Consider the following 15,141-nt stretch of genomic DNA (forward strand, 5'->3'; position numbering starts at 1 on the left):
ATCCTAATTCCTCCCGGCAATGCGCTCCGCCGCAATCCGGAGCAACCGATGAGCCACATCGTCCTTGGCCAACACTGGAAGCTCCTCCACCAAACCTTCCCGGTCATAGATATGTACCGCGTTGGTGTCTGTTCCAAATCCTGCACCCGTGCGGGTTACATCATTGGCTACGATCAGATCACAGTTTTTCCGTTCCAATTTCTCACGTGCATACATCTCAACCGACTGAGTCTCCGCAGCAAAACCTATCAAAAACTGATGGGTCTTCTGTTTGCCCAGCGTTTCAAGAATATCTATATTTTTAACAAGTTCGAGCGACAGCGTGTCGCCTTTCTTCTTGATCTTCTCGGTATAAACTTCCTTTGGACGGTAATCGGCAACTGCCGCCGCCTTAACCACGATATCAGCATCGTCCCACTCGCGTGTTACGGCTTCATACATATCCTGTGCAGACTGTACAGGGATCAGCTCAACGTTCTCCGGTGGCTTGGCTTGGGTACTGCCCATAACCAATTTCACATCTGCCCCCAGATCACGCGCAGCTGCGGCGATGGCAAATCCCATTTTGCCAGATGAATCGTTCGTAATGTATCGTACTGGGTCAATGCGCTCAATCGTACCGCCAGCCGTAACAACAACCTTCTTGCCTTGTAACAATGGAGCTTGTCCCTGCCAGCTAATGTCTGCAGACTCGCGCTGTTCAAAGAAACGTTCCACCACATCCACAATGCTCTCCGGTTCTTCCAGACGTCCCTTGCCCACATATCCACACGCAAGCAGACCTTCACCTGGTTCAATCATCATGGCGCCCCGTTCAACAAGCAGGCTCATATTATGCTTTACAGCTGGATGATCATACATATGTACATTCATCGCTGGAGCAATCATGACAGGGGCTGTCGTCGCAAGAAGAGTTGTTGAGAGCATATCATCTGCCATGCCATGCGCCATCTTGGCGATCACATTGGCTGTTGCCGGAGCAACCAGAACAAGATCCGCCAGATCGGCCAGATGAATATGAGATACAACTGCTGGCTCACGTTCATCAAATGTATCGGTATATACGGTGTTTCGGGTCAACGTTTGCAGCGTCAATTCGGTAATAAACTGTGTAGCGGAAGCTGTCATGATCACATGAACATCCGCTCCCTTTTGTACCAGTCTGCTGCATAATGTTGCCGCTTTGTAAGCGGCTATGCCGCCAGTCACACCAAGCACGATTTTTTTACCGTTCAACATGTTTATTTCCCCCGATATTTATACGACGTCTAAGTAAGATTCCGTTAAAATATGCTTATTCGTAAAAAAATAACAACCTCGCGGTTGTCAATTAATCCGGCTTACGCCGTATGCAGTTGAAGAGCAGCCGCAGGCGGCTTACTCTTCTTCTTCGTCCTGTCCTTTGATGACAACGAGCAGGTCTCCATAGATTTCTTCCAGTGCAACGCCAACTTGTTTATGGGATCTCGCACCTCTTAAATCCGATTTTTCACCTTCACGTAGCTGTCTAGCCCGGCGGGAAGCAGCAACAACAAGGGAATACTTGCTGTCGACTTTGTTCATCATTTCATCAATAGAAGGATACAGCATATTAACAAACACCTCTTCGCATTAGTATAATCACAAGTTGCCGCCTGACAGAACTGATGTGGCATGTCTTCACACCCGGGCATTCCGAGAAGGAGTGCTTCAGTATATGATATGACAACTGCCCCACTTATATCGCATTCTGCAGCGGCAAAAGGGATTATTTATTGATCTTACAATGTTCGGCGATTATGATGCTTTCTATTCTCTTGCACGCCAAATCAATTTCATCATTAACAACAGCATAATCATACTGCTCCAGCAGACTGATTTCATCAACCGCCACGGACATCCGGTGATCAATGGTCGCTTGGCTTTCGGTACCACGGCCCTGAATGCGATCTTTCAGCTCGTCCAATGAAGGAGGAAGCAGGAAAACAAAGATGCCTTCCGGGAATTTCTCTTTCACTTTTAACGCGCCTTGAACCTCAATCTCCAGAATGATGTCGCGGCCTTCGTTAATCGTTTTCTCTACAAAATCACGCGGTGTTCCGTAATAATTACCAACATACTCCGCATGTTCCAACAATTGATCTTCAGCAATCATGTTTTGGAACTCTTCATGACTTCTGAAGAAATAGTTCACACCATGTTCTTCACCAAGACGAGGCTGACGGGTTGTCGCCGATACGGAATAGATCAATTCCGGCACCCGTTTGCGCAAAGCGCTGCATACAGTACCCTTCCCGACCCCAGATGGGCCGGACAACACTACCAGTAATCCCTTAGACATATTACACTCCATTTTATTCGTCGTTATCATCATCTTTCGAAGAAAGACGATGGGCGACCGTCTCAGGCTGAACCGCAGACAGAATGACATGATCGCTATCCGTAATAATTACGGCACGAGTACGTCTTCCGTACGTTGCATCAATCAGCATGTGACGATCTCTTGCCTCTTGTATAATTCTCTTGATCGGCGCCGATTCCGGACTCACGATGGATATAATCCGGTTCGCCGATACGATGTTACCGAATCCAATGTTAATGAGTTTGATTGCCATAATCAGGTTCTTCCCCCTATACATGCGACTCTTTTGCCGAAATGTGGCCGATCATTCGATATTCGCAGCTTGCTCACGAATCTTCTCCAGCTCCGCCTTCATCTCGACAACACGATTCACCAGAGCCAAATGGTTGGCTTTTGATCCAATCGTATTGACTTCCCGATTCATCTCTTGAATTAGAAAGTCCAACTTACGACCTACGGGCTCATCACTCTTCAGCAGTTCCTTGCTCTGTCCAAAGTGACTCTGTAGACGCGTAAGCTCCTCTTCTATGTTAGAACGATCGGCAAACATTGCAATTTCCATACCCAATTTATGCTCATCAAAAGGGAAAGAGCCTTCTTCCTGCATTTCCGTAAGCCTCTGTCTTAGCTTGTTGCGGTAATCACTTACCACAGTCGGTGCAAGATCAAGCATCTCGGTATGCAGTGACTCCAGACGGGTAATCCTCCGTTCCAGATCACTGGCCAGATGAAGACCCTCGCGAGCGCGCATCTGTTCAAGGCTGGACAGAGCCTCTTTCAATCCTTCCTGCAAAACTCGCTCCCATTCGTCCTTCTGCTCTTCGGGAATGGAACTTGTCCCATCCGAATGAACCATGACGTCCGGCAGCCCAAGCATATCCACAATACTTGGTTTGCCCTGCATTCCATATTGGGTCTCCAGTTGCTCTGCAGCCTGCAGATAGGCCCTGACCGTCTGTTCATTCAGAACAGCGGGAAGAGCCTGGTCTTCCTCTTTTTCTTTCATTACATAAACATCAATCCGCCCACGTTTCAAACGACTCTGTACGATCTTCCTCAAACCGTCTTCATAATACGTCCACTCTCTTGGCAGACGCATCATCACTTCGCAGTAACGATGATTAACAGATTTGATCTCTAATTGTACCTTATAGCCGCCAAAATGAAAGGCGGATTGACCGTATCCGGTCATACTGAATGACATCGGCATCACATCCGTTTTACTATTGTAATTGATTATTAGGGTTGAAACAAGTAGGACATTGATGCTCCGACTTCTCCCATACGTATTGAGTCAGTTCGGCCGTCATGCCGTAGAACATAAACGGTGTCATAAGATAGATGCCTTTGAAATGCGCTGTTGCTACGTCCAGCAATTCCTTGGCAATTTTTACCCCCATCGCACGGCCTTCTTCGCCTTCCAGACCTGCCATACGGGAACGCACTTCATCCGAGAGCTGAATTCCGGGAACCTCGTTGTGCAGATACTCTGCATTCCGTCCACTCGCCAGCGGCATTACACCTACGAAAATGGGCACATCCAGATGTTTGGTCGCTTCGTGCATTGCTACAATCAACTCAGGATCATAGATCGGTTGTGTCATGATGTAATCAGCGCCAGAGGCAATTTTCTTCTCCAGACGTTGTACAGCTTTCTCCAAATATTTCACATTAGGATTAAATGCCGCTCCAATTACAAAACCAGCTCTTTGCTTCAGCGGTTTACCTGAGAAAGCCACTCCATCATTCAACTGTTTGATCATGCGTATGATTTCAAAAGAAGTCAGATCGTATACCGAGCTTGAACCCGGCAAATCACCAAATCTTGCAGGATCTCCTGTTACAGCCAGTACATGATTAATGCCCAGAGCATCAAAACCCATCATGTGTGACTGTGTTCCAATCAGATTCCGGTCACGGCAGGCAATATGCACAAGTGGACGAAGGCCCGTGCGATCCTGAACGAGGTGACCCAGCGCCATGTTGCTCATCCGTGTTACCGCGAGTGAGTTATCGGCCAGTGTCAGGGCATCGGCTCCTGCTGCTTTCAGTGTCTCGGCACCCTTCATGAACTTGGCAATGTCCAAGTCACGTGGCGGGTCAAGTTCAACAATGACCGTGTGACGCTGCTTGACCAGATCAACGATTGTAGGCTGTCCTCCACGTCCGGAACGCTCATCCACATTTTCATGCAACACGATACGTGGTTTGGATTCTGACGGATCAGGCTCCAGAATGGGCGAAGGCACATAGTCAGCAAGCGCCTCTTTCATAGCGGTAATATGATCAGGTGTCGTACCACAGCAACCACCGATAATACGAGCACCCAGTTCAGCAAATTGCACTGCCGTCTGACCAAAGTACTCCGGAGTCGCACCATAACGGAACTGACCATCCACATAATCTGCGGCACCCGCGTTCGGGTAGACGGACATTGGAATACCAATACGTCCGGAGACGGTTTCCATGGCACGCATAATCCCGTTTGGACCTGAGCGACAGTTAAAACCAATGACGTCCGCACCCTGCTCCCGCATAATACGGAAGGCTTCAGGCATTGTATATCCGTCCAGTGTGTGTCCTACATCCTCTACCGCGAACTGTCCAATCACGGGCAGATCACTTAGCTTGCGCGCTTGCAAAAGGGCAATATCCATTTCCTCGATATCATAGAAGGTCTCAAGCAAAATGCCATCCACGCCTTCATCAAGCAGTGCAGAGATCTGTTGTTGATAAAAACGTTTCAGTTCACTCGTTGATACATTCGTCCGCTTGCCACCTCGAATGGAACCAACCGCACCAAGCACATAACCGGTATCTCCAGCTACCTCTTTGGCAATGCGTACGCCGGCACGGTTCACGTCCTCCACCTTGGACTCCAGACCGAACTTGGACAACTTGTCGTAATTGGCAGAATACGTATTGGTTTCAAATATTTCTGTACCTGCATCCCGATAACGGCGATGTACATCCGCCACCACTTCAGGTGAAATCAAGTTTAATTCTTCATATGAAATCCCTACCGGGAACCCCATTTGGTACAGAAATGTTCCCATGGCCCCATCTCCAACGAGAACCCGTTCCTGCATAACTTTGCGCAAATCCGCCTTCATCCCATTTCCCCCCGCCTAGCTGTGATCATTTACATACTAATGTAACACAAAAAACGCTAAAAAACGAAGAAAAACACAGGTTTTTGATGAGTATCCAGCTCATATGGACTTTCTTGCCATACAGCCCCCAATATGTCTCTGTACAGGAGACACGACCTGTCCTTTTTGACAAAAAAAGAGGCCCGCAGGCCTCTTGTGTTACACCGTTCACTTGATTTATGAAGTGATTCCCTTAAAAACAACTTCAGCAGGTCCAGTCATGTACACATGATTGTCAGCTTCATTCCACTCTATGTGGAGATCTCCACCCTTGAGGCTGATGACAGCTGTACGATCTGTATGTCCATTCAGGACAGAGGATACAAGTGTCGCACAAGCTCCGGTTCCACAAGCAAGCGTTGGACCAGCTCCGCGTTCCCATACACGCATGTCCACATATCCACGGTCACGAACTGTGGCGAATTCAACATTGATTTTTTTCGGGAACATGGGATGTACTTCAAGAAGCGGGCCCCAAGTCGTGAGATCAAAATTAACAGCATCATCAACATAGATAACCGCATGCGGGTTACCCATGGATACGGCAGTGAATTTGAACGCATGTCCATTCGCTTCAATGTAGTGATCAACCACTGGATTGGCATCCACCGTTGTAGGCACTTGAAGACCGTTCAGAATCGGCTCACCCATATCGACACGAACCGTTTCCACTTTACCATCACGAATGTTGAGACTCACAGGTTGTACCCCTGCACCAATCGTTTCAATGGTGATCTGCTCCTGGTTCACGTGACCATGATCGTATACATATTTGGATACACAGCGAATGGCATTACCGCACTGTTCTGCTTCCGAACCGTCCGAATTCATGATACGCATCTGAAAGTCCGCCTTCTCTGAAGGCAGTATATAAACCAGGCCGTCCGCTCCGATGCCAAAGAAACGGTTGCACCATTTCACAGCCAATTCTGCTGCATCTGCCGGAAGCTCCTTTTCACCAAATACAACGATAAAATCGTTACCAAGTCCGTGCATTTTCGTAAATTCCATAATCTTGCCCACTCCTTTTGGCAGTCTGCTGCCAAAGCTATATTCTTGCTCTTCTACAGGATTACCATAGAAATTCATATTCAACATTTACACAAAAAAGCTATCCTGCAAAATGCCAAAGCTTCCGCTTCGAATCATTTTGAGGATAGCATACCGAAATGGGTAAGGAAAAGGTATTGATTTTATGCCGAAAACTTTGTACTTTTCGGTACGAAGCGGCCAGAACCACCCATACGGCGGCGGTTACGACGACCACCCCAGACGCTGCCTGCGCCCATAAGGAACGTTGGAATGCCTGCAGCAACGATACAGAGCGCCCATTCACGCAAACCAAGCGGTACGGTTTTGAAGATCGGCTGCAACGGTTCAACGTACATCACAACCAGCATCAGTACAACCGATGAAATCACGGCAAGAACCAGATATTTGTTCTGTAGTGGATTCCGATGGAAGATCGACCTCGAACTACGGCAGTCAAAGACATGAATAAGCTGCGCCAATACGAGTGTAGCAAAAGCCACAGACTGTGCCTTGATCAGTTGACCCGGATTATCCGGTGCAGCCTGAAGGGTGAGCCAGAACGCTCCGAGTGTGCATAATCCAATTAATACACCCCGGCTGACGATTTTCCAACCGAGTCTGCGGGCAAAAATGTTTTCCTTGGCTCCACGGGGTTTGTGTTCCATCAAATCTTTTTCCGGCTGATCTACCCCGAGCGCCATTGCAGGCAAACCATCCGTCACCAGGTTAACCCACAGAATCTGAATAGGTACAAGCGGCAGTGGCAGGCCCATCATCATTGCAAAGAACATCGTCAAAATCTCACCCACGTTTGATGCCAGCAAATAACGGATAAACTTTCGAATGTTCTCATAAATATTACGACCTTCTTCAATGGCAGCCACAATGGTTGAGAAGTTATCATCACTCAGAATGAGCGCCGAAGCCTCCTTCGTCACATCTGTGCCTGTAATGCCCATCGCGATCCCAATGTCAGCTGCTTTAATCGCCGGAGCGTCGTTCACTCCATCCCCCGTCATCGCAACGACATGCCCTTTGCGCTGTAACGATTTTACGATGCGAAGCTTGTGTTCAGGAGACACTCTTGAGAATACGTATATGCCCTCTACCTGTTTATCCAGTTGCTCGTCTGTCATGCCTGCCAGTTGTTGACCACTTAGCGAGGCACCTCCACGTGGAAGAATCCCGAGTTGATGAGCAATGGCTTCTGCCGTTGTTCCATGATCACCTGTGATCATGACGGTACGAATGCCTGCTTTGCGGCATGTGGCAATCGCATCTCGCACTTCACGACGCGGTGGATCTATCATACCTGCAAGCCCTACGAAGACAAGTTGACTTTCGGCGGCGTGTTCGTCAGCCACTTTTTCTTCCGGCCGCACTTCACGATAGGCCATTCCGAGGACACGCAGTGCTGCTCCAGCCATGCTCTCGTTAGCTGCCATCACTTTCTGCCGCAGCGTTCCAGTGAAAGGTACAACCTTGCCTTCCCACAAAATATAACTGCAGTGTCCGATTAACACATCCGGTGCACCTTTGGTGTAGATCATTCGGCCACCCTGATGATGAACCAGGACCGACATGCGTTTACGCTCCGAATCAAACGGGAATTCCTGCTGGCGGGCATACAACTCTTTGAGTCCGGCAGGAGTAAGCCCCATTTTGGAGGCCAGTGTGACGAGTGCCCCTTCCGTCGGATCGCCCTTCAGCTCCCAGAATACATTATCTCGTTGAACGGTTTCTTCTTGGGGGTCACCTTTTTTCGTGTTTTTCTTTCCGTCCTTTTTGTTATCCTTGCCCTTTTTCTTGTTCCCCACCTCGCTTGCAGCACTTTCCACAATACTCGCATTGTTGCAAAGCGCGCTGATCTGGAGCATTCTGCGTAGGGATTGATCACTCTTCAATTCCACCGTTCGACCGTTCTCCAGCATCTGCCCTTCAGGTGCATAACCATCTCCGGTAACCTTGATGCTGCGTCCCTCCAGCCACACATCCGTTACCGTCATCTTGTTTTGAGTGAGCGTGCCTGTCTTATCCGAACAGATTACGGATGCACAGCCAAGGGTTTCGACTGAAGGCAGTTTGCGTACAATGGCTTTACGTTTGATCATACGCTGCACGCCTAGTGCGAGTGCAATGGTTACAATGGCCGGCAGACCCTCCGGTATGGCAGCCACCGCGAGGCTGACCCCTGCCAGAAACATGCCAACGGCTGGTTGTCCGTGCAATATCCCGGCGACGACAACCATAATGGTTAATCCCAATGCGACAAAAATCAGAATTTTGCCCAGTTGTTCCAGCCTGTGCTGTAACGGTGTTTCCTGCTCCTCCGTATTCTGGATCAGATCGGCGATTTTGCCCATTTCCGTCTCCATCCCCGTACGGATAACCACACCTTTGGCGGTACCACGAGTGACCATGGTACCCATAAAACCAATATTCTTCTGATCACCAAGCGGGACGTCCTCATCGGCAATCGGAAGGCAATGTTTGCTTACGGGAACCGATTCCCCGGTAAGGGCTGACTCCTCCACATCCAGACTGTTCGTTTGCAGCCAGCGCACATCAGCGGGTATGCGGTCCCCACTCTCCACCATGACAATATCCCCGGGGACAAGTTGTTTGGCGGCAAGGTGTACTTCCTGGCCTGAACGAAGCACTTTGGCAAGAGGTGCAGACAACTGTTTCAATGCACGAAGAGATCGTTCAGCCCGGAATTCCTGTACAAACCCCAGAATCGCATTCAGTACGATAATAGCTACAATCGTTACCGCATCCAGGTACTCACCCAGCAATCCGGATACCAACGTTGCTCCCATCAACACCAGCACCATAAAATCCTTGAACTGATTCAAGAGCAATGTAATTGGAGAAATGCGTTTCCCCTCGCTCAGCTCATTCGAACCGACCACTTTCCTCTTCTCTGCTACAGCTTCATCCGTCAATCCTTCCTGCGGGCTGACGCCAAGAGTGTTACGAAGCTCTTCATCACTAAGTTGATGCCACTTGGTATGTTCCATGCTTCAAGTTTCCCTCCCAGTCTGTATTTCATCTGCTAAATAAGCTCACATGACTCACCGGCGTGCTGGTCGACAGGCTGTACACTATGCCGGACAAACTACCTGCTCTATATGTATTCGGACAGGTCTGTGATTAGCACCCGGAAGGTGAATCCTTTCCCTGATGGACAGAATAGGCTAAAATAAAAGTCTGCGATGTTCTGCGCAGTACCAATTCCAGCGTTCAACAGGAAAGCAACGAAGAATCTGCAGCCAGTCCTTGTTTTTTTTACATACCTGGTTGCACGTTTAAGTTATATAGATGAAGCATTTGCCATGATAAATGCAGATGCTCGATAGAGAGAGGAAGTGGAAAAAATGGCATTGGACGGCATCGTAACACGGGCCATTGTTCATGAACTGCAAGGCTGCATTGGTGGACGTATCAGCAAAATCCATCAGCCGAATGGCCATGACGTAGTTCTCACACTGCGTGCTCAGCGCGGAAATAGTAAATTGCTTGTTTCGGCAAGCCCAACCTATCCCCGTGTGCATTTTACGGAAAAGACATTCCTTAACCCTACGGAAGCACCCATGTTCTGCATGCTGCTCCGCAAGCACTGTGAAGGTGCAATCATTGAGGAGATCCGTCAGATTGGCATGGAGCGTATTATCCACATCAATGTGCGCCAGCGCGACGAACTGGGGGATGTTTCGGTTAAACGGATCATCATTGAATTGATGGGGCGTCACAGTAATATTATTTTGCTTGATCCTGTAACAGGAACAATTCTGGATGGTATTCATCATGTAACTCCGTCCATCAGCAGCTACCGGGTAATTATGCCCGGATTCTCGTATACTGCCCCACCCGAACAACATAAAAGTAATCCGCTCGAAGTGAGCCTTGCAGCATTCGAGGACAGCTATCATGCCGCTGAAGAAGAGGCATCACGCTGGCTTGTGAACTCCTTTAGCGGTCTTAGTCCGCTGATCGCGGGAGAGATTGCAGCCCGTGGGATTGCTGCTGAAGGCACAGCGAGCACTCAGGCTGTGGCGGAGGGTGAGAGCCGAGTAGAGGCTGGTGCACTCTGGAACGCTTTTGAAGCCGTGATGGGACCTGTCAGAGATCATATCTACACGCCTGTAACCGGATTGAACGCCAAAGGCAAAATGATTTTTTCGGCCGTTCATCTTCAGAGCATTCAGGACTTGGAGAAAACCTATGACACGATGAGCAAGTGCATGGAAGATTACTACGGAGACAAGGCTGAACGGGACACGGTAAAACAAAGAGTAAGTGATCTGCTCCGTTTTCTGCAGAATGAGCGAAGCAAAAACATCAAAAAGCTGGACAACCTGAACAAGGATCTGCTGGAAGCGGACGATGCTGACAAGTTCAGACTATGGGGTGAGTTGCTGTTTGCCTCCCTGCATCAGGTCCACAAAGGGGATAAGAGCGTGGAGCTTGTGAACTTCTACGATGAAGACCAAGCCAACATAACCATTCAGCTTGATCCGCTGCTTACGCCGTCTGACAACGCACAACGCTATTTTAAGCGGTATAACAAATACAAGAACAGTCTGGCTGTCATTCATGAACAGCTTGGCAAAACCAAAGACGAGATTGACTATCTCGATAACCTGTTACAGCAGCTATCCATTGCATCCATGAACGATATTGAGGAAATACGGGATGAGCTTGTGCAGCAAGGATATCTGCGTGACCGTAACAAAAAGGGTAAAAAGAAGAAGAAAAGCGACCGTCCGACCGTACACCAGTTTACCTCCTCGGAGGGAATTGATATTCTTGTGGGTAAAAACAACCTGCAGAATGAGTACGTGACCAACCGTCTCGCTTCTTCCAACGACACCTGGCTGCATACCAAAGACATTCCAGGCTCACATGTCGTTATTCGCAGTACGGACTTTGGTGAAGCTACATTGGAAGAAGCAGCACAGCTTGCTGCCTATTTCAGCCAGGCCAAGGAGTCCAGCAGTGTGCCTGTGGATTACACGTTTATCCGTCATGTGCGCAAACCAAGTGGTGCGAAGCCTGGTTTTGTGATCTATGATCATCAGAAGACCTTGTTTGTCACGCCAAATGATGAATTGATCAAAAGTCTGCCATCCACGATTAAAAATGGATAAGGCTATATAAGTTGAACTAAAGATTATTTACACTGACACTACGATGACAGGACAACCTTCCAATCGCTGTTATCCCCAGATTTTTCTGATCCTCTTTTCCAAGGGTAAATCCGGGGATAAAAGCGAAGCTTATGCTTCCGAAGTAGCTTTCTTGCAGAAAGCTTTTAGCTCCGCTTTTTCAGGTTTTTTCTGTCCTCTCCGTTATCGTATAAATGATTATTTTAACTTATATAGATGTAACAGTAACAATAGAAAAATCCCCTGACCATTAACGGTTCAGGGGATTTTTGTTATTACATTACTTGTTTCAATAATATGTGAAGCTAAGCTTATTTATCATTTTATTGAATATTAATTCATTTATACGTATAATAATTCAATTGTAATGAATAAAACTACTGATAAGGAAGTGTACCGTGACCATACATATCAGAGAAACTCAACCTGATGATCTGAAACCCCTGATGGCATTAATGCATGACTATGTGGTGGGATTCTACAACAACCCCTGGCCTGGTGATCAATCCATCCAGCTTCTGATCAACAACCTGCTTAATCAGCAGATCGGTGCTCAATTCGTGGCAGAAGAGGACGGGAAGCTTATCGGATTTTCTACCCTGTTCTTTACATACAGCACGATGAAAGCAGAGCGTGTCGCCATCATGAATGACCTATTTGTTACGGAAACATTCAGAGAAGGCGAAGCAGAAGCCAAATTATTTGCACACTGTCAGCAATATACGCGTGACCATGGATGTGCATATATGTCTTGGATCACAGCAGTGACCAATGAGCGGGCACAGCAATTATTCGAACGTCTCGGGGCTACACGTGGCGCTTGGGTAAACTATTCCATTACATAGACTATTTTCAGAACAAAAAAAAGGGACATGCAAACATGAACGTTCAGCCCTATCATGCTTGCATGTCTCTTACTCCTTCGATCTTAAAATGTATCCAGTAATACAGAATTTATTATAGTCAGATAGAGCGTTGCAACGTCTCGCTTACTCTCCCCTTTGCTGTGAAGCAGCTGCCTTCAGCCTTTCCAACACATCAACCGTTACGGTCTTGCTACCAAGATCCCCGTGGAAAACAACACCTTGCCGTTTACCATGATAATCAGATCCACCTGTTTCAATGAGGTCGTATTCCTTGGCCAGCTTACCATACCTGCGTTCCTCTTCCGGGCCATGGTCCGAATGAAACACCTCAATGCCATCTGGACGAGAGTCTTCGATGATACGTCGCACCAATTCATCATCGTTATAGAGACCCGGATGGGCAATCACAGCGGCTCCACCTGCGGCTCTGATCCACTCACACGCATCCTCTGGTGCAACGCGGGGTACAGATATAAAGCCCGGCTTGCCTTCAGCAAGATACTGATCAAATGCATCCCGCATGTCAACAGCGTAGCCTTTTTTCACCAGCACATCGGCCATATGAGGTCTGCCAATACTCTCATCCGGCTCTAACGGTCGTCCAAGCTCATCCAGTACCTCCTGCCAGCTTATATCAAGCCCGAGTTCTTGCAGCTTGGCGATAATCAGATGATTCCGCTCATCTCGCGCTTCTCGTAATCCGCCCAACCGTTGCAGGAATATCTCATCCTCCGTATTAACGTAATAGCCCAGTACATGAATATCTTTGCCGCCAGCCCGGGTGCTGATCTCCACTCCGGCAACAACATCAATATCGTACTCTTTTCCCGCTTGCTGTGCTTCCGCTACACCAGCTACTGTATCATGGTCCGTCAGGGCAACCGCAGATAGCCCTTTTTGTTTGGCAAGCTTCACATTATCAGCAGGTGGCTGCATTCCATCGGAAGCCTGACTATGCGTATGAAGATCACAGCGTCCTTGGCGCTGATCCATGATCAACAGCTCCTTTGTGTAAATTGATTATGATTTAATCTTATCTACCATTGATGTTGCCAACTATTATGCCTTCCCCGTTTTATGTACCGACTTAGGCTGCTCCTGCTGACGCAGATAATTCAGGAAAGCGACTGCTGACAGGGGCAACAAGGACGATTTTAGATGGATGGCATAGAACTGCCTTTTGAATTCGAGTCCGCGGATATCCACAATATGAACGAGTCCCAGAGCCAATTCATGCTGCACCGAAGAAGGAGATAACATCGTAATACCTACCCCTGCCTCCACGGCCGATTTTACCGCTCCTGTACTGCCAAGTTCCATCACTACATTCATATCTTGTGGATCAATCTTTTTCTTTTGCAATTGGTCTTCCATCACCTGACGAGTACCCGAGCCCTTCTCACGCAGCACAAAAGGATAATTCATTACATCCTCAATATTCACTTTGCTACGCTTAGCCAAATCATGTCCGGCAGGTACAATCAGTTTCAGCTCGTCCTGCATGACAGGCTCCACAATCATGTCCGGGTGGTGCACTGGCGCTTCAATCAGACCAAAATTAAGCTGGTGCTTTAATATATCATCCATAATTTGCGTTGTATTCATCACTTTCATGACAATTGAAATATCCGGATATTGAAGTGCAAATGGTCCGAGCATGCGTGGAAGCACATATTCCCCGATCGTTAAGCTGGCTCCCAGCTGGAGTCTGCCCTGTAACATCTGAGTAAACGCCGACATCGCTTCGTCCGTCTGTCTGACCAACTCTACACTCCGTTTCGCATGAGGTAATAAAGTTCGGCCAGCCTCGGATAATTCTATTTTTTTGGTGGAACGATGCAATAACTTGGTGCCAAAATAGTCCTCCAATGATTGAATCTGCATCGTTACTGCCGGTTGAGTCATATGTAATGCTTGTGCAGCCGCCGAGAAACTCCCCTTCTCTGCTACCGTATAAAAAATATGCAATTGGTGAAAATTCATATCTTCGCCCCTCTTCGATTACACTCTCTACATTGTAGCCGATTTCCCGCTTGGCAACAAAAAAAGCATGCAGCTTGTCTGCATGCGATAATCCTTGAATCTATGATTTCAACATATTGAATCTACTCAGGCTTACTTATGCTTGCGGCTATTTTTGACCAGCGTCATTCTTCTTGAATGTCTTAACCATGAATAATATGACTTCAGGTCCCTTAATTCAATGGTCTCCGACATACGTCCCAGAAACGTAACTACAATCATTTTGTGCAGCGGGTTGCCCGCAATATCATATTCTCCTTCAAGTTCGGAAAATTCGGCGACCACCACCAGATCCTCATCAATCAGGTAGACGTCCTGTTCATTACGGTAGTATGGTGTTATACGGTCCTGCTTCAGACACTCCCATAACCACGCCGCAATATGGTCATCATCACTACGTGCAGGCTCAATACGGTCTGCATACCGCATCTTGGCATGATGGGTAATGACGATGTCGGCCACTTTCTTGTCTCCAAGAGCCACGAAAAACGGCTCGTAGGTGCTCCAACGTTGCATCACCTTATCACGCATGGGAATCACTCTCCACCAGATAGGACTTT

At 47.8% G+C, this 15,141-nt stretch carries 13 protein-coding genes; 2 read left to right on the forward strand and 11 right to left on the reverse strand.

Features of this window, described 5'->3' with window-relative positions:
- Positions 1-3 precede the first annotated feature (3 nt).
- From coaBC to MKY87_RS05675, 8 genes are all read right to left on the reverse strand, one after another.
- Positions 4-1,239, reverse strand: a complete 1,236-nt coding sequence (coaBC, locus tag MKY87_RS05640; protein WP_340963282.1) for a bifunctional phosphopantothenoylcysteine decarboxylase/phosphopantothenate--cysteine ligase CoaBC — start codon at positions 1,237-1,239, stop codon at positions 4-6.
- A gap of 138 nt (positions 1,240-1,377) precedes the next feature.
- The gene (gene rpoZ / locus MKY87_RS05645) at positions 1,378-1,590 is read right to left on the reverse strand and encodes a DNA-directed RNA polymerase subunit omega (protein ID WP_091028645.1); all 213 of its coding nucleotides are present in this window, start codon (positions 1,588-1,590) and stop codon (positions 1,378-1,380) included.
- Positions 1,591-1,747: 157 nt separating this feature from the next.
- Positions 1,748-2,320, reverse strand: a complete 573-nt coding sequence (gene gmk, locus MKY87_RS05650) for a guanylate kinase (protein ID WP_017687445.1) — start codon at positions 2,318-2,320, stop codon at positions 1,748-1,750.
- A gap of 13 nt (positions 2,321-2,333) precedes the next feature.
- Positions 2,334-2,594 (reverse strand): extracellular matrix/biofilm regulator RemA, encoded by a 261-nt coding sequence (gene remA / locus MKY87_RS05655; protein ID WP_006209218.1) that lies wholly within the window; start codon positions 2,592-2,594, stop codon positions 2,334-2,336.
- 51 nt (positions 2,595-2,645) lie between these two features.
- Positions 2,646-3,545: a YicC/YloC family endoribonuclease gene (locus MKY87_RS05660; protein ID WP_340963285.1), complete on the reverse strand. Its 900-nt coding sequence runs from the start codon at positions 3,543-3,545 to the stop codon at positions 2,646-2,648.
- A 19-nt stretch (positions 3,546-3,564) separates the two neighbouring features.
- Positions 3,565-5,454, reverse strand: coding sequence for a bifunctional homocysteine S-methyltransferase/methylenetetrahydrofolate reductase (locus MKY87_RS05665; RefSeq protein ID WP_017687443.1), 1,890 nt, complete (start codon positions 5,452-5,454; stop codon positions 3,565-3,567).
- Positions 5,455-5,670: 216 nt separating this feature from the next.
- The gene (gene dapF, locus MKY87_RS05670; RefSeq protein WP_036614947.1) at positions 5,671-6,504 is read right to left on the reverse strand and encodes a diaminopimelate epimerase; all 834 of its coding nucleotides are present in this window, start codon (positions 6,502-6,504) and stop codon (positions 5,671-5,673) included.
- A gap of 182 nt (positions 6,505-6,686) precedes the next feature.
- Positions 6,687-9,545 (reverse strand): cation-translocating P-type ATPase, encoded by a 2,859-nt coding sequence (locus tag MKY87_RS05675; protein WP_339782754.1) that lies wholly within the window; start codon positions 9,543-9,545, stop codon positions 6,687-6,689.
- A 357-nt stretch (positions 9,546-9,902) separates the two neighbouring features.
- On the opposite strand from MKY87_RS05675, the gene MKY87_RS05680 reads away from it, so the two are divergent.
- Both MKY87_RS05680 and MKY87_RS05685 read left to right on the forward strand, forming a co-directional pair.
- Positions 9,903-11,675: an Rqc2 family fibronectin-binding protein gene (locus tag MKY87_RS05680; protein WP_339782752.1), complete on the forward strand. Its 1,773-nt coding sequence runs from the start codon at positions 9,903-9,905 to the stop codon at positions 11,673-11,675.
- Positions 11,676-12,091: 416 nt separating this feature from the next.
- Positions 12,092-12,538 carry a GNAT family N-acetyltransferase gene (locus MKY87_RS05685; protein WP_101313589.1) on the forward strand — a complete coding sequence of 149 codons (447 nt, stop codon included), beginning with the start codon at positions 12,092-12,094 and terminating at the stop codon, positions 12,536-12,538.
- 144 nt (positions 12,539-12,682) lie between these two features.
- Here MKY87_RS05685 and MKY87_RS05690 read toward each other — a convergent pair whose 3' ends face one another.
- The 3 genes from MKY87_RS05690 to MKY87_RS05700 form a co-directional block, all read right to left on the reverse strand.
- Positions 12,683-13,552 carry a PHP domain-containing protein gene (locus MKY87_RS05690; RefSeq protein ID WP_339782750.1) on the reverse strand — a complete coding sequence of 290 codons (870 nt, stop codon included), beginning with the start codon at positions 13,550-13,552 and terminating at the stop codon, positions 12,683-12,685.
- A 66-nt stretch (positions 13,553-13,618) separates the two neighbouring features.
- Positions 13,619-14,542 carry a selenium metabolism-associated LysR family transcriptional regulator gene (locus MKY87_RS05695; protein ID WP_036614641.1) on the reverse strand — a complete coding sequence of 308 codons (924 nt, stop codon included), beginning with the start codon at positions 14,540-14,542 and terminating at the stop codon, positions 13,619-13,621.
- A 132-nt stretch (positions 14,543-14,674) separates the two neighbouring features.
- Positions 14,675-15,112, reverse strand: coding sequence for a hypothetical protein (locus tag MKY87_RS05700; protein ID WP_017687436.1), 438 nt, complete (start codon positions 15,110-15,112; stop codon positions 14,675-14,677).
- Between the last annotated feature and the right edge of the window lie 29 nt (positions 15,113-15,141).

Origin of the sequence: Paenibacillus sp. FSL R7-0198 (genome assembly GCF_038000415.1) — a bacterium.
GTDB lineage: Bacteria > Bacillota > Bacilli > Paenibacillales > Paenibacillaceae > Paenibacillus.

Excerpts from the sequence above, each read along its gene's own strand:
- MKY87_RS05675 (WP_339782754.1), bottom strand. The coding sequence starts at position 9,545 with ATGGAACATACCAAGTGGCATCAACTTAGTGATGAAGAGCTTCGTAAC.
- gmk (WP_017687445.1), bottom strand. The coding sequence starts at position 2,320 with ATGTCTAAGGGATTACTGGTAGTGTTGTCCGGCCCATCTGGGGTCGGG.
- MKY87_RS05660 (WP_340963285.1), bottom strand. The coding sequence starts at position 3,545 with ATGTCATTCAGTATGACCGGATACGGTCAATCCGCCTTTCATTTTGGC.
- remA (WP_006209218.1), bottom strand. The coding sequence starts at position 2,594 with ATGGCAATCAAACTCATTAACATTGGATTCGGTAACATCGTATCGGCG.
- rpoZ (WP_091028645.1), bottom strand. The coding sequence starts at position 1,590 with ATGCTGTATCCTTCTATTGATGAAATGATGAACAAAGTCGACAGCAAG.
- MKY87_RS05680 (WP_339782752.1), top strand. The coding sequence starts at position 9,903 with ATGGCATTGGACGGCATCGTAACACGGGCCATTGTTCATGAACTGCAA.
- MKY87_RS05700 (WP_017687436.1), bottom strand. The coding sequence starts at position 15,112 with ATGCGTGATAAGGTGATGCAACGTTGGAGCACCTACGAGCCGTTTTTC.
- dapF (WP_036614947.1), bottom strand. The coding sequence starts at position 6,504 with ATGGAATTTACGAAAATGCACGGACTTGGTAACGATTTTATCGTTGTA.
- MKY87_RS05665 (WP_017687443.1), bottom strand. The coding sequence starts at position 5,454 with ATGAAGGCGGATTTGCGCAAAGTTATGCAGGAACGGGTTCTCGTTGGA.
- coaBC (WP_340963282.1), bottom strand. The coding sequence starts at position 1,239 with ATGTTGAACGGTAAAAAAATCGTGCTTGGTGTGACTGGCGGCATAGCC.
- MKY87_RS05690 (WP_339782750.1), bottom strand. The coding sequence starts at position 13,552 with ATGGATCAGCGCCAAGGACGCTGTGATCTTCATACGCATAGTCAGGCT.
- MKY87_RS05695 (WP_036614641.1), bottom strand. The coding sequence starts at position 14,542 with ATGAATTTTCACCAATTGCATATTTTTTATACGGTAGCAGAGAAGGGG.